Source organism: Nocardia sp. bgisy118, from assembly GCF_057708605.1.
In genome coordinates, this window is record NZ_JBYISM010000006.1 from 64,309 (window position 1) to 82,936 (window position 18,628).

The window sequence follows — 18,628 nt, forward strand, 5'->3', positions numbered from 1 at the left end:
TTCCTGGTGTGCGCCACGTCTCATCGGTTGACGAGATCGACGGCCCCGATCGGCTTGTGAGCTACAACCGGGTATCGTTCTTTGGATACCCGGTGCACAACCCCTTTTGCCGGGGAATCGACTGGGAGAGCCGAAATGACAGAGCTCGTGGACCGGATGACGTCCCGCAGAATGTCGTCCGAGGCCATGGTGCCGGCGAAACGCGGTACGCGGTTGCCGCGCGACGAACGGCGGCAGCAGCTACTCCACGCGGCGAGCGAGGTGTTCGTGCTCCGCGGCTATCACGCGGCGGGCATGGACGAGATCTCGCAGGTCGCCGGTGTCAGCAAGCCGGTGCTGTACCAGCACTTCACCAGCAAGCTGGAGCTGTACCTCGCGGTCCTGCAGAACTATGTCGACATGCTGGTGTCGAGCGTGCGACAGGCGCTGCGCTCCACCACCGACAACCGCCAGCGCGTGCGCGCCGCCGTGCAGGCCTACTTCGATTTCGTCGACAACGAGATGCAGGGCTTCCGGCTGGTCTTCGAATCCGACCTGACCAGCGAACCGCAGGTGCAGCGCCGGGTCGAGCAGGCCACCGAGGCATGCGTGGACGCCGTCTTCGACCTGGTCGCGCACGACTCCGGCCTGGATCCCTACCGTGCGCGCATCCTGGCCGTCGGCTTGGTCGGCACGAGCCAGTTCACCGCGCGCTACTGGCTGGAGGCGGACCGCCCGATCCCCAAGGACGAGGCCGTCGACACCACCGTCGCGCTGGCCTGGGGCGGTCTGTCGCACGTCCCGCTGCATCCGATCGACTACTCGGGCAACTCCCAGCGCTTCTGATCGGCGGCGCGGTCCACCACGCAGCGAACGCGAACGAGCCCTCGGATTCCCGGTCGATGACCGGGAATCCGAGGGCTCGTTGCTCTGTCGTCAGACGGCGGCGAAACCGACCCGGCCGCTGGTCGCGGTGCCGATCTCCACGTAGGCGACCTTCGAGGCCTGGATCAGGAACTTGCGGCCCTTGTCATCGGTGAGCGCCACAACGCCGCCCGCGCCGCTCAGCGCCTCGGACACCATCGCCTCGACCTCTTCCGGAGTCTGCCCACTGTTGATCACGAGCTCGCGCGGGCTATCCGAAATACCGATCTTGACCTCCACGGCCAACCTCCGAACCTAGAGTCCTGTGCGGCGGTCGGACGTCGCGTCCGCCCGTGCGCTCTTGCTGTCCGGTCCAAGGCTAGTGCAGGGCAACGGCTGCGCGGCACCGCACTGCCTACGCTGACCGCGAAACCCGGTCGGTGCGGCGGCTGGTCACTTGGGTTCGATGAGCTGGATCTCCAGCTCGATCTTCACCGCGTCGCTGAGCATGCCGGGCATCGGGCCGCCGACGCCGAAGTCGGTGCGCTTGATGGTGCCGGTGGCGGAGAATCCGGCGTGCCGGTCGCCGGTCGGGCCGAAGTCCTGCACGCCGCCCCATTCGACCTCGAGGGTGACGGGCCTGGTGACCGAACCGAGGGTGGCCTCGCCTTCGACGGTGAACGTCTCGGCGACCTGCACCGGTTGCGGGGCGCGGAAGGTCAGCGTCGGACGGCTGGCCACGTCGAGGAAGTCGGCGGTGCGGATGTGAGCGTCGCGGTCGGGGTTGCCGGTGTCGAACGAGTCGAGGTAGATGGTGGCGCCGAGGGTCGCGGCGCCCGCCTCGTCGACCACGAATTCGGTCTCGAAGCGGGTGAAGCCGCCGCGCACCTTCGAGATGCCGAGATGACGGACGGTGAAGGCGACCGAGGAGTGAGCGGTGTCCAGCGCCCAGGATCCGGGCTTCAGCTGCTGGGTGTCGGTGGTGGGTGCGGAAGTGTTCGTCATGCCATCGACCTTGTCCGGACCGCGGTCCGTTAACCAGACCGCCGTTATCCTGGACCTGCCAGGGCGAGGCTGAATATCCGGGGAACAGGCACGATGGAGGCATGGCACGTAACGGTTTCGCCGAATTCCTCGTCGCCCGCCGCGGTGAGCTCCGGCCCGCCGACGTCGGAATGCCCGAGGGCGGCAGGCGCCGCACGCCGGGGCTGCGCCGCGAGGAGGTCGCGGTACGGGCGGGCGTGAGCGCCGACTACCTGGCCCGGCTGGAGCAAGGCCGCGACACCAATCCGTCGGTGGCGGTGGTCGACGCACTCGCCGACGCGCTGTTGCTCGAGGGCGCGCAGCGGCATCATTTCGGCGTGCTCGCGCTCGCTTCCGGTAACGAATCCCGTTGTCCGGGTAGCGAATCCCCCAAAGAGCAGCTCGGCGAGACGATCCGCGCCGTGCTCGACGCGCTGCAGCCGACCCCCGCGTTCGTCATCGGCAGGCGGCTGAACGTGCTCGGCTGGAACCACGCGTGGGCCGACTTCGCGACCCCGCTCGGCCTGATCGGCGAGCACGGCGAGGCCAATCTGGTCTGGTACACGTTCGCCGATCCGCGGGCGCGGCGAACGCTGCGCAACTGGCCCGCGGCCGCGGACACGTTCGTGACCGCGCTCCTGCGGGCGAAGCTGCGCTGGCCCGGCGACGACGAACTGCTCAGGATGATCGACGCGCTCCGGCGCGAGCCGGAGTTCCTGGAGCGGTGGAAACCGCACCGAATCGGCGGCGGACCGGTGTCGAGCGTGCTGGAGTTCGATCACCCGGTGCACGGTCACGTCGACGTGCCGTTCGAGACCATGGAGACCGACCGCGACCAGAGCGTCGTCGTCTGGCTGCTCGACCAGGCCGCGACCCGTTCTCAGGGGCTGCGGCTGGTGCACAACCGGGCCGCGAACGAGTAAGGCGTACCCCGGCCGTGCTCAGGGCTGTCGACGGACTCCGTCCGGCTTCGCCTGTTCGGGTTCCTTTTCGGGCGGAGCCTCAGATCCCGAGAACAGCCATCCGCTGGGCGTGGCTGTCCTGCATGCGCTCGAACAGCGCGGCGATGCCGTTCAGATCGCCGGTCGCGGTGAGCACCAGATCGGTGAGTTCGTCGCGCTGCGCCATGACGTACTGGGCTTGGGTGATCGCCTCGCCGAGCAGTCGCCTGCCCCAGAGCGTGAGCCGGTCGCGCTGGGAGCGGCTGACCGACACCGCGCGCCGGACCTCCTCGACCACGAATTCGGAGTGGCTGGTCTCGGCGAGCACATCGCGCACGACGGCGGCCACGTCCGGCGACAGCGCGCCCGCGATCTCGCTGTAGAAGTCCGCGGCGATGCCGTCACCGACGTAGAACTTCACCATCGACTCGAGCCAGGTCGAGGGATCGGTGGACGCGTGATAGGCGTCGAGCGCGCGCACGAACGGCGCCATCGCGTCGAACACCTCGATCCCGCGCTCGGCCAGGGCCGCCTCGAGGGTCTTGAAGTGGTCCATCTCCGCGGAGGCCATCTTCGCGACGGCGACCTTCCCGCGCAGCGTCGGCGACAGCTTGGCCTCCTCGGCCAGCCGGTAGAACGCGGAGATCTCACCGTAGGCGAGCACCGCGAACAGATCGGTCACGCCGGGATGATCTGCGGCGATGGGCGAGGTTGCCGGATCGAACGAAACGCCAAGCGCTGCAGATGACTGTGCTCCCATGCCGCTAGCTTAATAGGCGCGGCAGGGTGAAGTCCGCCAACACAGCACCCTGCGGTCAGTTCTGTTCCGAGAGGAACTTGTCGAGGTAAACCCAGGTGGTGTCGCGAGCGGTCTCACCGGTGAGGATGCCGAGGTGGCTGCCGGGGGCCGTCTCGTAGCGGACGGACGCGGCGCCGGTCAGCGTGCGGACGCCCGCCTCGACGGCCGCGGCGGGGGTGATGACGTCGGTCGGCCCGCCGACCAGCAGCACGGGCGCCGTCACATCGGCGAGCGCGATGCGCCGATCGCCGAGCCGCACGACGCCGCGGCCGATGTCGTTGTTCAGGATGAGGCGGCCCCACAGCTGGCCGTAGAAGCGGCCGGGGTAGCCGGGCATCGCGGCCATGAACCGGTCGATGGACTCCATCTTGGCCAGCGTCTCGGTGCGGGCGATATTGCTCGCCACGAACCACGGCCTGGTGAGTTCGCGGTCCCACGCGGTGATCCGGTAGGCGGCGCGGGTGAGCCGAGCCGGGATGCCGCCCGCCGCCCTGACCGCGGTCGAGGTGGCGATGCCGCCGGTCAGCTTCGCGACCGCGCGCAGCTGGGGAATGCCGGTCATCTTGTCGTAGTCCAGCGGGGAGCCGACGGCGGTGATGGAGCGGATCGGCAGGTGCGCGTGCGCGGCGGCGGTGAGCAGCGCCAGCGTTCCGCCGATCGACCAGCAGACCAGGTCCACCGGCTTGCCGCCGGTGTCGGCGGAGGTTCGCATGATGGACTCCGGCAGGATGTCGTCGATCCAGTCCTCGAAGCCCATCCTGCGGTCGCCGAAGGTGATCTCGCCGTAGTCGACGATGTAGGTGGCGCGGCCGGTCTCGCACAGGAAGCGTGCCAGGCTCTGGTCGGGGCGAAGGTCGAAGCAGCTGGCAGGAGCCGCGAGCGGCGGCACGAGGAGCACCGCGGAAGCGCCGTCCGACCCGCCGCCGTCGTAGCGGCGCAGCTGACGATGCGGCTCGTCCCACAGCACCGTCGAGGGCGCGGGGTCCGGCGCCTCGACGCCCGGGCCGAAGGTCAGCGCCCAGGCGTTGCGGGCCGCGATGGTGACGGTCTCTGCGATGCTCACCACAAGAATGTCTCACAAGGGAGTACCGCTGGTAACAGGCAAGTCCGTTTTGCGATGTTTCCCGCCCGCGGGCGCCACGGTCGCCGACCACCGCGAGCGGCCGCGCGCGGCACGCGCGAATAGCATCGGACGGCAGCTTTCCGCGGCCTGCGGCGGATTCCAGCTCGGCGTTGAATTGTCAAGTCGCGCAACGGCGGTCGGCGCGAGCTCGCCGGAAATGAGGCTTTTGCCGCGCAATAACGACGACGGCAATTCGAGCCGTGCACAATATCACGCTACAATCACTGCGGACAACGGAAATTTTCGTTACCCGCGCGTCCGCCGCTTGGCGCGGCGCTGGGGGTTCCGATGTCCAGGAAAATGTGCGCGCACCAGATCCGCACCGCGACTGCGCTGCGCCGATGTTCCCCGGTAGTTGCTGTTCGAAGACGGCACCCGACGACATCCGGCTGCGGCGAGCAATACCGGCGGATACGTGGTTGTCGTGGACCGGCCGGTCCGCCCCACGCCTCGTGCGCGCGTGACGCGATAACGAGGAAGGCACGAACCTGAGCAAGATCACTGTCGAGCAGGAACCCGGTGTGGCGGACACGCTGTTGACGGCCGAACTGGACGCGACGCATACCGCCCCGACATTCGCCGAATTGGGGGTGCGCGAGGAAATCGTCCGCGCGCTCGCCGAGATCGGCATCGAACGCACCTTCGCCATTCAAGAACTGACCCTCCCGCTGGCGCTGGCCGGCGAGGATCTCATCGGTCAGGCCCGCACCGGTATGGGCAAGACCTTCGGCTTCGGCGTACCGCTGCTGCACCGCATCGCCACCGCCGATTCCGGCACCACGCCGCTGGACGGCACGCCGCGGGCGCTGGTCATCGTGCCGACCCGTGAGCTGTGCATCCAGGTCACCGAGGACCTGGAGAACGCGAGCAAGTACCTGAGCAACCACCAGGGCAAGTTGCAGGTCGCCTCGATCTACGGCGGCCGCCCCTACGAGTCCCAGATCGCGGCGCTGCGCGCGGGCGTGGACGTCGTGGTCGGCACCCCGGGCCGACTACTGGACCTGGCCAAGCAGAACCATCTCATCCTGGGCAAGATCGGCGTGCTCGTGCTGGACGAGGCCGACGAGATGCTGGACCTCGGCTTCCTCCCGGACATCGAGCGCATCCTGAACATGGTGCCGGAGAAGCGTCAGACGATGCTGTTCTCGGCCACCATGCCCGGCCCGATCATCACCCTGGCCCGCACCTTCCTCACCCGCCCGACCCACATCAGGGCCGAGGAGCCGCACGACTCCGCGGTGCACGACCGCACGGCGCAGTTCGTGTACCGGGCGCACGCACTGGACAAGGCCGAGCTGATCGCGCGGGTGCTGCAGGCCGAGAGCCGCGGCGCCACCATGATCTTCACGCGCACCAAGCGCACCGCGCAGAAGGTCGCCGACGACTTGGCCGAGCGTGGTTTCGCGGTGGGCGCGGTGCACGGCGACCTCGGTCAGATCGCCCGCGAGAAGGCGCTGACCAAGTTCCGCAAGGGCACCGTCGACGTGCTGGTCGCCACCGACGTGGCCGCCCGTGGCATCGACATCGACGACGTCACGCACGTCGTCAACTACCAGTGCCCCGAGGACGAGAAGACCTACGTGCACCGGATCGGCCGCACCGGCCGTGCCGGCCGCACCGGCGTCGCGGTGACGTTGATCGACTGGGACGAGCTCAACCGCTGGTCCGCCATCGACAACGCGCTCGGCCTCGGCATCCCCGATCCGGTGGAGACCTACTCGCGCTCGCCGCACCTGTTCGCCGATCTCGGCATCCCCGAGGGCGTCACCGGCACGGTGCGCAAGGCGCGCCCGGTCCGCGACGAGGACGACGTGGTGGTCGAGCGTGAGGCGCGCAGCCCGCGCAAGCGCAACCGCAGGCGCACCCGCGGCGGCCAGCCGGTCGACGGGGCGGAGGTCGGCACCGAGTCGACCGTCGAGGCCGACGGAAACGACGCCGAGCAGACCGCGGCCGAGCAGACCGCCGCCGGACCGAACGCGGAGGAGGGCAAGCCCCGCCGTCGCCGCCGTCGCCGCCGCTCCGGCGCGGGTGAGGGCGCCGGCAACGGCGTGACGGAAACGAGCGCCGAAGGCGAGCCGACCGAGAACGCCGACAAGTCCGTCGAGGCGGAGAGCGCCGACAGCGGTGCCGAGACGGAGACCGCCGAGGCTCCGGCGCGGCGCAGGCGTCGTCGTCGCAAGGCGGCGGACGAGAACGGCGCAGCGGAAACCGCCGAGGCGACCGAGAACGCAGCGCCCGTCGCGGCCGACAACGCCGCACCTGTCACGGCCGACAACTCCGCGTCCGTCACGGCCGAGAACGTCGCGCCCGAGAAGGCGACATCCACCGCAGCCGAAACCGCGACTCCTGCCGCAGCTGAAACTGCGGCGCCTGTCGCGGCTGAAACTGCGACCCCTGTCGCCGCCGAAACCGCGGCGCCTGTCACGGCCGACAGCACGACGGCCGGTGCGGCCGAAACCGCGGCGGCCGCAATCTCGGCGCCTGTCACGGCCGAGACCGCAGCGACCGAGGCAGCCGGGACCGCCGCAGCCGAGGCGACCGCTGAGGAAGCGCCCGCGAAGCCCGTGCGCCGCCGCACCCGCAAGACGGCCACGGCCGAGTCGGCGGACAACGGCGCCGCCGAGAACGGCGACGGCGAGGCCCCGGCCGAACCGGTCAAGCGCCGCCGCACCCGCAAGACAGCCACGGCCGAGTCGACGGACAACGGCGCCGCCGAGAACGGCAACGGCGAGGCCCCGGCCGAACCGGTCAAGCGCCGCCGCACTCGCAAGACGGCCGCGGCGGTCGACGGGAACGGCGACGCTCCCGCCGACGCGGAGGCCCCCGAGAAGCCGGTGCGCAGGCGCAGGCGCAAGGCCGACGAGACCGAGGCGAGCGAGACCGAGGCGGCCACGGCGGGAACGGCTGCTTCGGCGTAGTTCGGCGGATCCGCTAGTCTCGCAATCGTGCTCGCACCTGAGCGGCGGACGCGCGCCGACATCATCTCCGCAGTCGCGATCGCCGTGCTCGTGGTGGTCGCGGCGCTGGTGGTGTGGGCGCGCGGCGACGCGACGGGCACCGAATCGGTGACCGCGCCGACCCCGGCGACCACGCCGCCGACCGCCGACAAGCTCCCCGCGAACCTGCGGGAGCTGTGGCACACGCCCGACGACGCCTCCGCGCGAGCGCTGGTCTCCGGTGGCGCGGTGATCACCGGTTCGGACGGCGCCGTCACCGGGCGTGACCCGCTCACCGGCGCCGAATTGTGGCGCTACCGGCGGGATATGCCGCTGTGCGGGGTGGAGGCGCAGTTCGGCATGGTGGTCGCGGTGTACCGGGATCAGCGCGGCTGCAGCCAGGCCACCTTGCTGGCGGGCGACACCGGGGAACGACGCACGGCACGCAGCAGCTACATGGATCCGAGCGTGCGCCTCTCCGTGGACGGCACCTACGTGCTCGCGCAGGGTGAGCGGCGGCTGGAGATGTGGCGCTCGGATCTGGTGCGGACGCTGGAGTACGGCTACGTCGACGCGCCGGTGAACGTGAAAACCCAACCGCGCAAAGGCTGCACGCTGCTCTCGGCCGGTTCCAGCTCGTCGCGCCTCGCCGTGCTGGAACGCTGCCCCGAGGATCCGGCGGCCCGGCTGACGGTGCTCAATCCGGCGCCCAAGGACAACACGGTGCCCGAGGAGTACGGCTCGCACGTGCTCGCCGGTTCCGGCGCCGATTCACCCGACGCCAGGGTGGTCGCGGTGTCGGACAACCGGATCGTGCTCTACCTGCCCGGCGGAACCGCCTCCGGCACAGGTGAAGCCACGCCGCCGCGCCTGGCCGTGTACGACAGCACCGGCAATCCCCTTGTGGTGCATCAGCTTTCCGCGCCACTCGCGGCGAACGCGACCACCACCCGGATCGGTTCGTCCTATTTGGTGTTCACCGGCAACAGCCTGATCGCCTTGAACGCAAGCACTTTCGATCCGCTGTGGGTCGCGCCCAACGCGCTCGGCTCGCCCGCGCTGATGGCGGGACGGATGCTGATGCCGGTCGCGGACGGCCTCGCCGTCCTCGACACGACCTCGGGCGCCGAGGTCGGACGCATCCCGGTCGAGCGGGCCGGCTACGCGGGCGGTCCGATCTCCCTCGCCGTCCTCGGCACCACGGTGCTGGAACTGCACGACGGGGACCTGCACGCGCTCGGCTGACGCACCGGGCGGGCGGCGAGTCCGGCGCCTGACCATGATGGAGAACATGTCCGCACACAACGACGCCCGGCTGGTTCTGCTCCGGCACGGCGAGACTTCCTGGTCGCGCGATCTGCGGCACACCAGTCGCACCGATCTGCCGCTCACCGAGCGCGGCGAGCGGCAGGCGGAGGCCGCGGGACGGGTGCTCGCCGAGCTGAAGCTGCGTGATCCGCTCGTCCTGACCAGCCCGCGGCAGCGCGCGGTGCGCACCGCGGCGCTGGCGGGTCTCCCCGAGTCCACCGTCGACGACGACCTCGCCGAATGGGACTACGGCGACTACGAGGGCACGACCACCAAGGAGATCAGGGAGACCGCGCCCGGCTGGACCGTCTGGACCGGCGTGACGCCCGGCGGCGAGACCGCCGAGCAGGTCCGCGTCAGGGCCGACCGGGTGCTCGCGACCGTCGAGCCCGTCCTGCCGGAGCGGGATGTGGTGCTGGTGGGGCACGGGCACTTCTCTCGCGTGCTCATCGCGCGGTGGGCCGAGTTCGAGGTCGTCGAGGGCAGGCGCTTCGCCATGTCGACCGCCGCTCTGAGCCTGCTGGGTTACGAGCACGACGAGCGAACCATCCACGCGCACAACATCATTTCGACCATCGAGGGAGCCGAGTGACCACCGATCTGATCCGCCGCGCCACCCCCGCCGACGTCCCGGCGTTGGTGGACCTCGTCTACGACCTCGCCGAGTACGAGAAGGCGCGCCACGAGTGCACGCTCACGCTGGAGCAGCTGCGCGCCGCGCTGTTCGGGCCCGCGCCCGCGCTGTTCGCGCACGTGGCGGAGGACGAGACCGGCGTGGTCGGCTGCGCGATCTGGTTCCTGAACTACTCCACCTGGGACGGCGTGCACGGCATCTATCTGGAGGACCTGTACGTCAAGCCCGAAACGCGCGGCAAAGGCTACGGCAAGGCGCTGATCGCGGCCTTGGCGAAAGAGGCCGTCGACAAGAGCTACAGCCGGGTCTCCTGGTCGGTGCTCACCTGGAACACGCCGTCCATCGACTTCTACCGCTCGATCGGAGCCGTCGAACAGGACGAGTGGGTCGGGTACCGGCTGGCGGGCGGCGAGCTGGTGAAGCTGGCCGCCGAAGCGTCCTGAGCCCGCGCGGAGCATCGGTGCTGATCGACACACCCGATCGCTGGCCCGCCGACGCCGAGGAGGCGATGGCGATCCAGGATTCGCTGCGCCCGCTCGTGGTCGCCGCGAATCCCCAGCCGCCGCAATTCGGGACAGTCGCCGGGCTCGACTCGGCCTACGACGACGAGAGCGGCGTGGTCGCCGCGGCCGTCGTCGTGCTCGACGCCGCGACCCTCGCGACGGTCGACACCGCCGTCGCGCACGGCGCGGTGAGCTTCCCGTACGTGCCGGGCCTGCTCGCCTTCCGCGAGCTGCCCACCACCCTCGGCGTGCTCGAAAGACTCGGCGCCGCACCGGATCTGCTGATCTGCGACGCCCAGGGACTGGCCCACCCGCGCCGCTTCGGGCTGGCCTGCCACGTCGGCGTGCTGGCCGGGGTGCCGACGATCGGGGTCGCCAAGAACGCGTGGGGCGACTACGCCGAGCCGGGTCCGGAGCGCGGCGACGCGTCGGATCTGGTCATCGATGGCGAGGTGGTCGGCAGGGCGCTGCGCACCAGGACGGGCGTGAAGCCGGTCTTCGTCTCGGTCGGGCACCTGATCGATCTCGACACCGCCTGCGCGCAGGTGCTCGCGCTCACGCCGCAGTACCGCCAGCCCGAGACCACCCGCAGGGCCGACGCGCTGTGCCGGCAGGCGCTGCGCGCGGCGATCGCGGCCGCGCGTTAGACGCGGCAGGGCGGCGTCCGGCTAGTCCGGCGCCACCTCGTAGTCCCTGGCCATCCAGCGCGTCGAGGACGGCACGAACAGCAGGATCAGCGCGGCGACCACGACGACGCCGAGCAGGGCGCCGTACACCGGCTGGTGCGAATCGGTGAGCAGCGACCACGCCACGGGAAGCAGCAGGATCTGGGCGATGACGGCGATGGCCCGGCCCCAGCGGTGGCCGAGCAGCAGCCCGACGCCCGCGGCGAGCACCGCGCCGCCGAGGATGCCGAACCACGCCGCGGTGCCGTAGCCGCTGGCCTGCGACTGGTCGTGACCGAGCAGCCCGCGCACCACGAGCACGATCGCCACCGTCACCGCGACCGCACCCTCCAGCGCGACCAGTCCGCCCGCGCCGCGGACCGTCGCGGGAACCGTGTCCGCCGAAACCTCTGCCTTGCCGCTTTCCGCCACGCGCCAAGCCTACGACGCGTCGTAGGGTGCGCCCGGTCACGGCCGCGCCCGCCGTCGCGTCCTGGCGTACCCCGGTCGTGCGCCCGCTGCCGGCGAACGCGATCCGCCGCGCCTACTAGGCTGCGAACGTGCGGACGTTGCTGATCGTGAACCCGAATGCCACCTCGACCACACCGGCGACCCGAGACCTACTGGCCCATGCTTTGGAGAGCCGCACTCAGCTGACCGTTGCGCACACCCAGCATCGCGGCCACGCGGCCGAACTGGCCCAGTGGGCATCGACCAACGAGATGGACCTGATCGTCGTGCACGGCGGCGATGGGACAGTAAACGAGACCATCAACGGTTTCCTCCCGCTGCCCGAACTGAACGATGGACAGGCGTGGATTCCCCGGCTCGGTGTGATCCCCGGCGGCTCGGCGAATGTGTTCGCCAGAGCGCTCGGCATCTCGCCCGATCCGGTGACCGCGACCAACCAGTTGATCGACCTGCTGACCCTGGAACACGATCGCACCATCGGCCTCGGTCTCGCCGACGACCGCTGGTTCACGTTCAGCGCGGGCGTCGGGCTCGACGCCGACGTGTGCGAGGCCATCGACGCCAGTCGCGCCAAAGGCCACGCCGCCACTCCCGGTCGATATGTTCGAACAACTGTGCGACAATTCTTTCGCGCGAAGCGTCGGGAACCGGACATTCGCATCGAAATTCCGGGGCACGAAGTAGTTGACGAGGTGCACTACGCGTTCGTCACGAACGCCAGTCCGTGGACGTACCTGAACGCCACTCCGGTGCGCACCAACCCCGGCACGAGCTTCGAAACGGGTCTCGGGCTGTTCGCCGTCCGATCCATGGCGGTGCTGCCCACACTGATGCTCGCCCGGCAACTCCTGTCCGAAAACGGAAATCCCAAGTCCCGCAATTTGTTTCGTGAAGACGACGTGCCTTCGGTGCGTATCGAGACCAAGCAGCCCATCGGCCTGCAAATCGATGGCGACTTTATCGGGAAGCGCAACGTGGTGGATTTCACGGCGGTCCCCGACGTGCTCGAAGTGGTCGCGCCGCAGCCTCGCCGCTGACGAAACGCCGCGAAAAACTCGCGGTTGTGCTGCGAAAACCACATGGAGCGAGTACAAAGGACCGGGCAGGTCCCCCTTGGGGACACCTCGATGGCGTGAGCTTCCCCACGGTGCACCGGATACCTATTGACATCTACGGTGTTCGTGAAAGCATTCACAAGCAACCGTGCGGAAACATTCGAGTCGCACAAGTGAACGATCCACTAACGACAGGCGCCCTTTGCGGCGCCCAGCAAAGGAGCAGAGGAATGGACTGGCGCCACAAGGCCATCTGTCGCGATGAGGACCCCGAACTGTTCTTCCCGGTGGGTAACAGTGGTCCTGCGCTCGCGCAGATTGCCGATGCCAAGCTGGTCTGCGCTCGCTGCCCCGTTACTGCCGACTGCCTGTCCTGGGCCCTGAAGTCCGGACAAGACGCCGGCGTGTGGGGTGGTATGAGCGAGGACGAGCGCAGGGCGCTCAAGCGTCGCAACGCGCGCACCCGCACCCGCACTGTCGTCTGACAAGACGACCGGCCTTACCGGGCCTTGTCCAGCCCGGCCCGGTAAAGCATTCAGCCCGGCACCCTAGAGGTGCCGGGCTCTATTGTTTTGCCGCGACTTCGTCGCGGCGGTTCGCGGCCCTTAGTGTCTCGCGCCCGAGCGACCGAGACTTGCGACTGCGTCGCGTGCGCTTCAGTCGCTCGGGCGCGAGACGGCCGCGAACGCTGATGCTCGATCTCGCTTCGCTCGAAACCTGTTGTTGGACAGGCTTATTGTGGTGGTTGCGGGGCGATGGACGGTGACACGCCAGAAGTGTGCCGGGACACGCCGACATATCGGGAGATCTTCGTCACATGACGGTAGGCGGTCGAGGGATTGGGTGGCCTCGTTGCGCCTCCTGCAAGGCCCGTGAACGCCAACGGAAACCGCGGGTCAGCCGACCAAAATCGCAGGTCAGCGGCCGGAACGACGGCCCAATGGGACTCGGAGGACGGCGTCCGTTCCCACGTCCGCGCCGGGGTGCAGGCCGATGGAGCCGCCGAGTTCCGCGGTCACCAGGGTGCGCACGATCTGCAGGCCGAGGCGGTCGGAGGCCTCCAGGCTGAAGCCGGGTGGGAGGCCGCGGCCGTCGTCGCTGATGATCACGTCGAGCCAGCGTGCGGAACGCTCGGAACGGATCGTCACGGTGCCGGTCTGGCCGGAGTCGAAGGCGTGCTCGATGGCGTTCTGCACCAGCTCGGTCAGCACCATCACCAGCGGGGTGGCGCGTTCGGCGGAGAACACGCCGAGCGAACCCGCGCGGCGCACCTTGATCCGGGTGGTGTGCACGGTCGCGACATCGGCCATGATCGGCAGCAGCCGGTCGACGACCTCGTCCAGATCGACCTCTTCGTCCACCGACATCGACAGCATCTCGTGCACCGAGGCGATCGAGGTCACCCTGCGCACCGACTCGGTCAGCGCGACCTGCGCCTCCTCGTTCTCGGTGCGCCTGGCCTGCAAACGGAGCAGCGCGGCGACGGTCTGCAAGTTGTTCTTCACCCGGTGGTGGATCTCGCGGATCGTCGCGTCCTTGGACAACAGCGCGCGGTCGCGCCGCTTCACCTCGGTGACGTCGCGGACCAGCACGGCGGCGCCCGCGAGCTCGCCGTGCGGGCGCAGCACGAGGGTCCGCAGCAGCACGGTGGCGCCGCGCGCTTCGACCTCCATGCGCCGCCCGGTGCGCCCGGCCAGCGCGGCCTGGATGTCGCCGACGACCTCTTGGGCGTCGAACGGGTCGGTGATCAGCGAGCGGGTGGTGACGGCCAGATCCTGTCCGGCCAGATCGCTCTGCAAGCCCATCCTGTGATAGGCCGAGAGCGCGTTCGGGCTGGCGTAGACGACCGTGCCGTCGGTGTCGAGCCGGATGAAGCCGTCGCCCGCGCGCGGGCTGGAGTGCGTGGCGGCCCGGTCCTCGGTGGTCGGAAAGCTGCCGTCGGCGATCATCTGGCACAGGTCGTCGGCGCACGCGACATAGGCGATCTCGAGGGTGCTGCGAACCCGGGAGCGCTGCATGTCGGTGTCGCGGGAGAGCACCGCGATCACGTCGTCCCCGCAGCGCACCGGGATGGCCTCGCGGATCGCGTGCACGGGGTGCGGGTGATAGACGCCCTGCGCCTCCACATCGCTGTCGGCGCGCACGATCTTGCCGGTCGTCAACGCGTCGAAGACCTGCGGGTGATCGGCCTGGACGGCGGTGGTGCCGACCAGATCCTCCACGTGCACGGTGGCTGCCGTGGTGGGGCGGCACTGGGCGACACAGACGATGTCCGCGCCTTCGACCACCGGTCCGGCGCCGACCCACAGCAGCAGATCAGCGAAGGACAGGTCGGCGAGCAGCTGCCAATCTCCCACCACCCGTTGCAGGTGATCCACGGCGACGCCGGGGAGGTCGGTGTGTTCGGCAAGAAGCTCGCTCAGTGTCGCCACGTTCGGTCTACCGCTTCGCGCTAGGAGACGACGGCGATGAGATCGCCCTGCTGTAGGACCTGGCCCGGCTTCACCGCGATGGAGGTGACCTCGCCGCCGTTCTCGGTGATGACCGGGATCTCCATCTTCATCGACTCCAGCAGGATCAGCGTCTGGTCGACCTCGACGTGATCGCCCACAGCCACCTCGACGGTAAGGACCGTGGACACCATCTCCGCGCGCACTTCCTCAGCCATGACACCTCATTCACTCGGTTGATCGGGCGGCTCCGCCGGACCTCCGACGGCGACGCCGCACCGCGCCTGTATCCGCTGAAGGTACAGCCAACCACACGTGAAAGAATGACCTTCAATCAGAAGGGAGACTACCTATGGGTAAGCGCGGACGTAAGAAGCGCAGCCGCAAGGGAAACGCGGCCAACCACGGCAAGCGGCCCAACGCCTGAGCTGTAGCGCACGAAACGACCGAGCGGCACGCTCCCCATGGGGAAGAGCGTGCCGCTCGGTCGTTTTCGGGTGGTCAGGCCTCGGTGGTGTCGGACCTGATCACCGTGATCGACTTGTGGATCTCCAGAGTCAGCCGGTCGCGCAACGAGTCCGGCGCCTTGTCGCCGCCGCACTTGCGGCTGAGCAGACTCTTGATCTTCTCCTCGATGCCGTACGCCTCGATGCACGGCGAGCAGTGATCCATGTGATGCTGCAGACGAGCGCGGGTCGCGTCGTCGCATTCACCGTCCAGTATGAGCCAGACGTCGGCTAGTACCGCCGTGCAGTCGAGCTCCATGTCGGGGTCCCGCTCCACACTCACTGCTTGACCTCCTGGCGCTCGCTGCGGTTGAACCCCCGTTCGCGCGCCACGTCGGCGAGCAAACCCTTCAGTTGCTTGCGGCCGCGGTGCAGCCGGGACATCACCGTACCGATGGGAGTGCCCATGATGTCGGCGATTTCCTTGTACGGGAAGCCTTCGACGTCCGCGTAGTACACCGCCATACGAAACTCTTCCGGCAGTTCCTGCAGCGCGGCCTTGATGTCGTCGTCCGGCAGGGCGTCGAGCGCCTCGACCTCGGCCGAGCGCAGGCCGGTCGAGCTGTGCTCCGCGGTGGCGGCCAGCTGCCAGTCGGTGATCTCGTCGGTCGGGTACTGCGCGGGCTGGCGCTGCTTCTTGCGGTAGGAGTTGATGTAGGTGTTCGTCAGGATCCGGTACAGCCAGGCGCGGAGGTTGGTGCCTTCCTTGAAGGACTTGAACCCCTGGAACGCCTTGACGTAGGTCTCCTGCACGAGGTCCTCGGCGTCGGCCGGGTTCCTGGTCATACGCAGCGCCGCGCCGTAGAGCTGGTCGAGCAGCGGGAGCGCGTCCCGCTCGAAACGCTGCGCCAGCTCGGCATCATCGACCGCGGTGCCGACCTCGCCGTCGTCGTGCACCACGCCTTCGTCGCTCGTCACACCTGTCCCTTCGATAGCTGTACCTGCCAAATCTACCGGCAAGTCCAGATCGGAGGGGAACCCGGCTTTCGTCGGCGACGCGACGGTCCACACCGGACGTTCGTCGAGCAGAACGGACACCGACATCTCCTTCACGTCGTCCCTCGTACTGTTCGTCCGGCGCGACGGCGGTCCGCCGCGCCTGTATCGCATGCAACATGCCCGACTCACGCTGTGTTCCCGCATCCGGCGCGCCGTGGTTTCCCGCGCGGCCACCGCCCGGGAAAACGAGTTGCGGCGAGGGCGCCGAGCGCCGTTAATCTGTCGCCCATGGCAGGCGCCTCGACCCCCGCGATCCGCACCCTGGCCAAGGCGAGCATCGCGCACCGCGTGCACTCCTACGCCCACGATCCGCGCGCCGACTCCTACGGCGCCGAGGCCGTCGACGCGTTGGCCGCCGAGCTCGGCGTGACCGCGGCGCAGGTCTTCAAGACCCTGATCATCGAATTGTCGACGGGTGTGCTCGCCGTCGCGGTGCTTCCGGTGCCGAACACCCTCTCGCTCAAGGCCGCCGCCGCGGCGCTTGGTGCACCGAAGGCAGCCATGGCCGACAAGACCAAGGCCGAACGCACCACGGGCTACGTGCTCGGCGGCATCTCCCCGCTCGGGCAGCGCAAGCAGTTGCCGACCGTGATCGATGACTCGGCGCTGAGCTGGGACCGCGTGCTGTGCAGCGCGGGCAAGCGTGGGCTGGAGATCGAGCTCGCACCCGCCGACCTCGTCCGCGCCGCGTCAGCGGTCACCGCGCCCATCACGGCCTGAGCGGAGCGCCCGGTCGGCTCCTGTTGGCAGGGCCCCGGGACGCGTCGAGCGCACGAACAGAGCGCATCCATCACGGCCTGAACGATCGGGCCGGTGGGCTCCGCCTCCGGGATTGCGACGAGCGGGCGAGAACGGACCGTATCGGCGAGAAGGACGGCCCAACCGGCGCGCTGGCGGCGTCGAATTGCTTGTGTAACGCCTCGGGCGGCAACGCCGTGAAACCGGCGGGCGCGCCGCCTCTTCTGTGCGTTACTGATCTGTGCGTCACCCGTTCCACGTCGCCGATAGCTGCGTTACCGAACAAGGTCCGATTCGTCCGACCCGAGGATGTGATGCGAAATGTCCCAGCACTACCGTCTGCGCACCGCGATCGTCGCCCTCTCCGGAGCCGCCCTGCTGACCGTCGGCTCCGCCGCGTTGCAGGCGCCCGAGGCCGCCGCCGCGCCGGGCGGCCCGTCCGCGACTCAGGTCGAGGGCCCGTTCGACGGGCTGGCCGATGACGAGTCCGACGACGATCCCTTCGCCGGGCTGTCCGGTGGGAAGTCCGACAACAAGTCCGACGGCAAGTCCGACAAGAAGTCCGGCCTGGACGAGGAGCAGAACGAGCAGTCGGACAAGGCCGAGAAGAACGGCGGGGGCGTCACCTCCGCGATCATCGATCTGATGGCGAACATCATCAAGTGCGGGCTCAACATCGCCACCGACGCGGTGAAATGCAAGCTGTGAGCTACGCGAACCGCCGATAGCGCGACGGCCGGGCGATCACAAGAGGCTGATCTGCCCGGCTTTCTCTCCGCCGCCTCCCGACACCTCGGCGAGTAGTTCGGGGCCGTTGTTCTTCACGCTGTTCACCAGCGGCGACACCGGTCGCGCGACGATGCCCGCCACCGCGTCCACGCTCGGCGTCTCGAGCAGCTCCGCCGGGGCCGGGTGGTCCGGGTCCAGCCAGGCATCCCAGTGCTCGCGCGGCATCGGCAGCGGCATCCGGTCGTGGATGCGGGTCAGGTCGCCGACCGCGTCGGTGGTCAGGATGGTGCAGGACAGCAGCGGCTCGCTGTCGCGCACCGAGCGGTCCCGCCACACCGACCACAGCCCGGCCATGTACAGCAGGGAGCCGTCCGCGTTGGCCATGAAGTACGGGTGCTTGACGGCCTTGCCTTTCGCGCCGCCGATCGGGTCCGGTTCGGTCAGCCACTCGTACCAGCCGTCCATCGGCACCAGGCAGCGCCGGTATTTCACGGCGTCGCGGAACGAGGCGGTGGTGGTCGCCTTGTCCGCGCGGGCGTTGAACAGCGGTTTGCCCTTGGCCGGGACACCGGGCTCGGATGCCTTCGTCCAGGTCGGGATCAGTCCCCAGCGCATGCGCCGGATGCGCAGCGTCGGATCGTCGTCCGGGTGGTCGTGGTCGTGCCGCTCCACCACGGTCAGCACCCGGTTCGTCGGCGCCACGTTGTAGTTCTCGAAACCGCCTCCGCGCGAATCGTTTTCGCTGCCGGTCTCGTCGATCGCGTCCAGCTCGACCGCGAGCCTGCCCGGGTTCGTCGTCGTCGCGTATCGTCCGCACATATCTCCGATACTCCCACCCCACACCGACAAGCTCGGGGACAATCGATACCGAGTGGTGACCTGGTGAGAGTTTTGACCTAGCATTC

21 protein-coding genes and 1 pseudogene are annotated in these 18,628 nt (G+C 69.1%); 12 read left to right on the forward strand and 10 right to left on the reverse strand.

Annotated elements, in window-relative coordinates:
• Positions 1-135 precede the first annotated feature (135 nt).
• Positions 136-825, forward strand: a complete 690-nt coding sequence (fasR, locus tag AC3EO7_RS09545; RefSeq protein ID WP_431967871.1) for an HTH-type transcriptional activator FasR — start codon at positions 136-138, stop codon at positions 823-825.
• A 90-nt stretch (positions 826-915) separates the two neighbouring features.
• Here the strand turns inward: fasR and AC3EO7_RS09550 are convergent, their stop codons facing one another.
• Positions 916-1,143, reverse strand: coding sequence for a DUF3107 domain-containing protein (locus AC3EO7_RS09550; RefSeq protein WP_431967869.1), 228 nt, complete (start codon positions 1,141-1,143; stop codon positions 916-918).
• 153 nt (positions 1,144-1,296) lie between these two features.
• Positions 1,297-1,848 carry a YceI family protein gene (locus AC3EO7_RS09555; protein ID WP_431967867.1) on the reverse strand — a complete coding sequence of 184 codons (552 nt, stop codon included), beginning with the start codon at positions 1,846-1,848 and terminating at the stop codon, positions 1,297-1,299.
• A gap of 101 nt (positions 1,849-1,949) precedes the next feature.
• On the opposite strand from AC3EO7_RS09555, the gene AC3EO7_RS09560 reads away from it, so the two are divergent.
• Entirely contained in the window at positions 1,950-2,789 is an 840-nt protein-coding gene (locus AC3EO7_RS09560) for a helix-turn-helix transcriptional regulator (protein ID WP_435591008.1), read from the forward strand.
• A 79-nt stretch (positions 2,790-2,868) separates the two neighbouring features.
• On the opposite strand, the gene AC3EO7_RS09565 is transcribed toward AC3EO7_RS09560, so the two are convergent.
• Positions 2,869-3,567, reverse strand: a complete 699-nt coding sequence (locus AC3EO7_RS09565) for a ferritin-like fold-containing protein (RefSeq protein WP_431967863.1) — start codon at positions 3,565-3,567, stop codon at positions 2,869-2,871.
• 55 nt (positions 3,568-3,622) lie between these two features.
• On the reverse strand, positions 3,623-4,669 hold the full coding sequence (locus AC3EO7_RS09570; RefSeq protein ID WP_431967861.1) for an alpha/beta fold hydrolase: 1,047 nt from the start codon (positions 4,667-4,669) through the stop codon (positions 3,623-3,625).
• Positions 4,670-5,197: 528 nt separating this feature from the next.
• Here AC3EO7_RS09570 and AC3EO7_RS09575 point away from each other — a divergent pair.
• The 5 genes and pseudogenes from AC3EO7_RS09575 to AC3EO7_RS09595 all read left to right on the forward strand — a co-directional run.
• Positions 5,198-6,613 (forward strand): annotated as a pseudogene (locus AC3EO7_RS09575) (DEAD/DEAH box helicase); the annotation flags it as partial.
• A gap of 1,061 nt (positions 6,614-7,674) precedes the next feature.
• Positions 7,675-8,910 carry an Rv3212 family protein gene (locus tag AC3EO7_RS09580; protein WP_431967859.1) on the forward strand — a complete coding sequence of 412 codons (1,236 nt, stop codon included), beginning with the start codon at positions 7,675-7,677 and terminating at the stop codon, positions 8,908-8,910.
• A gap of 46 nt (positions 8,911-8,956) precedes the next feature.
• Entirely contained in the window at positions 8,957-9,565 is a 609-nt protein-coding gene (locus tag AC3EO7_RS09585) for an acid phosphatase (RefSeq protein WP_435591009.1), read from the forward strand.
• Positions 9,566-9,573: 8 nt separating this feature from the next.
• Positions 9,574-10,050, forward strand: a complete 477-nt coding sequence (locus tag AC3EO7_RS09590; RefSeq protein ID WP_431968001.1) for a GNAT family N-acetyltransferase — start codon at positions 9,574-9,576, stop codon at positions 10,048-10,050.
• A 17-nt stretch (positions 10,051-10,067) separates the two neighbouring features.
• Positions 10,068-10,757, forward strand: a complete 690-nt coding sequence (locus AC3EO7_RS09595) for an endonuclease V (protein WP_431967855.1) — start codon at positions 10,068-10,070, stop codon at positions 10,755-10,757.
• 21 nt (positions 10,758-10,778) lie between these two features.
• Here AC3EO7_RS09595 and AC3EO7_RS09600 read toward each other — a convergent pair whose 3' ends face one another.
• Positions 10,779-11,207: a hypothetical protein gene (locus AC3EO7_RS09600; RefSeq protein WP_435591010.1), complete on the reverse strand. Its 429-nt coding sequence runs from the start codon at positions 11,205-11,207 to the stop codon at positions 10,779-10,781.
• 128 nt (positions 11,208-11,335) lie between these two features.
• Between AC3EO7_RS09600 and AC3EO7_RS09605 the strand changes: the two genes are divergently transcribed.
• Together AC3EO7_RS09605 and AC3EO7_RS09610 are read left to right on the forward strand one after the other, a co-directional pair.
• A complete protein-coding gene (locus AC3EO7_RS09605; RefSeq protein WP_431967851.1) occupies positions 11,336-12,283 on the forward strand; it encodes a diacylglycerol/lipid kinase family protein in 948 nt (315 codons plus the stop codon).
• A gap of 248 nt (positions 12,284-12,531) precedes the next feature.
• Complete coding sequence (locus tag AC3EO7_RS09610; RefSeq protein ID WP_011211115.1) at positions 12,532-12,786, forward strand: WhiB family transcriptional regulator; 255 nt, start codon at positions 12,532-12,534, stop codon at positions 12,784-12,786.
• Positions 12,787-13,218: 432 nt separating this feature from the next.
• Here the strand turns inward: AC3EO7_RS09610 and AC3EO7_RS09615 are convergent, their stop codons facing one another.
• Together AC3EO7_RS09615 and AC3EO7_RS09620 are read right to left on the reverse strand one after the other, a co-directional pair.
• Positions 13,219-14,733 carry a sensor histidine kinase gene (locus AC3EO7_RS09615; RefSeq protein WP_431967849.1) on the reverse strand — a complete coding sequence of 505 codons (1,515 nt, stop codon included), beginning with the start codon at positions 14,731-14,733 and terminating at the stop codon, positions 13,219-13,221.
• A 20-nt stretch (positions 14,734-14,753) separates the two neighbouring features.
• The gene (locus AC3EO7_RS09620; RefSeq protein WP_431967847.1) at positions 14,754-14,969 is read right to left on the reverse strand and encodes a biotin/lipoyl-binding carrier protein; all 216 of its coding nucleotides are present in this window, start codon (positions 14,967-14,969) and stop codon (positions 14,754-14,756) included.
• 134 nt (positions 14,970-15,103) lie between these two features.
• Here AC3EO7_RS09620 and AC3EO7_RS09625 point away from each other — a divergent pair, with 134 nt between their 5' ends.
• The gene (locus AC3EO7_RS09625; protein ID WP_022597109.1) at positions 15,104-15,178 is read left to right on the forward strand and encodes a 50S ribosomal protein bL37; all 75 of its coding nucleotides are present in this window, start codon (positions 15,104-15,106) and stop codon (positions 15,176-15,178) included.
• A gap of 74 nt (positions 15,179-15,252) precedes the next feature.
• Here the strand turns inward: AC3EO7_RS09625 and rsrA are convergent, their stop codons facing one another.
• Together rsrA and AC3EO7_RS09635 are read right to left on the reverse strand one after the other, a co-directional pair.
• A complete protein-coding gene (gene rsrA / locus AC3EO7_RS09630) occupies positions 15,253-15,516 on the reverse strand; it encodes a mycothiol system anti-sigma-R factor (RefSeq protein WP_431967999.1) in 264 nt (87 codons plus the stop codon).
• 20 nt (positions 15,517-15,536) lie between these two features.
• On the reverse strand, positions 15,537-16,301 hold the full coding sequence (locus tag AC3EO7_RS09635; protein WP_488186262.1) for a sigma-70 family RNA polymerase sigma factor: 765 nt from the start codon (positions 16,299-16,301) through the stop codon (positions 15,537-15,539).
• 183 nt (positions 16,302-16,484) lie between these two features.
• On the opposite strand from AC3EO7_RS09635, the gene ybaK reads away from it, so the two are divergent.
• Positions 16,485-16,976, forward strand: a complete 492-nt coding sequence (ybaK, locus tag AC3EO7_RS09640) for a Cys-tRNA(Pro) deacylase (protein ID WP_431967845.1) — start codon at positions 16,485-16,487, stop codon at positions 16,974-16,976.
• Positions 16,977-17,315: 339 nt separating this feature from the next.
• The gene (locus AC3EO7_RS09645; protein ID WP_435591011.1) at positions 17,316-17,702 is read left to right on the forward strand and encodes a hypothetical protein; all 387 of its coding nucleotides are present in this window, start codon (positions 17,316-17,318) and stop codon (positions 17,700-17,702) included.
• Between the two features lie 36 nt (positions 17,703-17,738).
• On the opposite strand, the gene AC3EO7_RS09650 is transcribed toward AC3EO7_RS09645, so the two are convergent.
• Positions 17,739-18,542: an SOS response-associated peptidase gene (locus AC3EO7_RS09650; protein WP_431967841.1), complete on the reverse strand. Its 804-nt coding sequence runs from the start codon at positions 18,540-18,542 to the stop codon at positions 17,739-17,741.
• Positions 18,543-18,628: the final 86 nt, after the last annotated feature.

What these genes read in the sequence shown, in the direction of transcription:
- fasR (WP_431967871.1), top strand. Translation starts at nt 136, where the DNA reads ATGACAGAGCTCGTGGACCGGATGACGTCCCGCAGAATGTCGTCCGAG.
- AC3EO7_RS09555 (WP_431967867.1), bottom strand. Translation starts at nt 1,848, where the DNA reads ATGACGAACACTTCCGCACCCACCACCGACACCCAGCAGCTGAAGCCC.
- AC3EO7_RS09560 (WP_435591008.1), top strand. Translation starts at nt 1,950, where the DNA reads ATGGCACGTAACGGTTTCGCCGAATTCCTCGTCGCCCGCCGCGGTGAG.
- AC3EO7_RS09565 (WP_431967863.1), bottom strand. Translation starts at nt 3,567, where the DNA reads ATGGGAGCACAGTCATCTGCAGCGCTTGGCGTTTCGTTCGATCCGGCA.
- AC3EO7_RS09585 (WP_435591009.1), top strand. Translation starts at nt 8,957, where the DNA reads ATGTCCGCACACAACGACGCCCGGCTGGTTCTGCTCCGGCACGGCGAG.
- AC3EO7_RS09610 (WP_011211115.1), top strand. Translation starts at nt 12,532, where the DNA reads ATGGACTGGCGCCACAAGGCCATCTGTCGCGATGAGGACCCCGAACTG.
- AC3EO7_RS09620 (WP_431967847.1), bottom strand. Translation starts at nt 14,969, where the DNA reads ATGGCTGAGGAAGTGCGCGCGGAGATGGTGTCCACGGTCCTTACCGTC.
- rsrA (WP_431967999.1), bottom strand. Translation starts at nt 15,516, where the DNA reads ATGGAGCTCGACTGCACGGCGGTACTAGCCGACGTCTGGCTCATACTG.
- AC3EO7_RS09635 (WP_488186262.1), bottom strand. Translation starts at nt 16,301, where the DNA reads ATGTCGGTGTCCGTTCTGCTCGACGAACGTCCGGTGTGGACCGTCGCG.
- ybaK (WP_431967845.1), top strand. Translation starts at nt 16,485, where the DNA reads ATGGCAGGCGCCTCGACCCCCGCGATCCGCACCCTGGCCAAGGCGAGC.
- AC3EO7_RS09645 (WP_435591011.1), top strand. Translation starts at nt 17,316, where the DNA reads ATGTCCCAGCACTACCGTCTGCGCACCGCGATCGTCGCCCTCTCCGGA.
- AC3EO7_RS09650 (WP_431967841.1), bottom strand. Translation starts at nt 18,542, where the DNA reads ATGTGCGGACGATACGCGACGACGACGAACCCGGGCAGGCTCGCGGTC.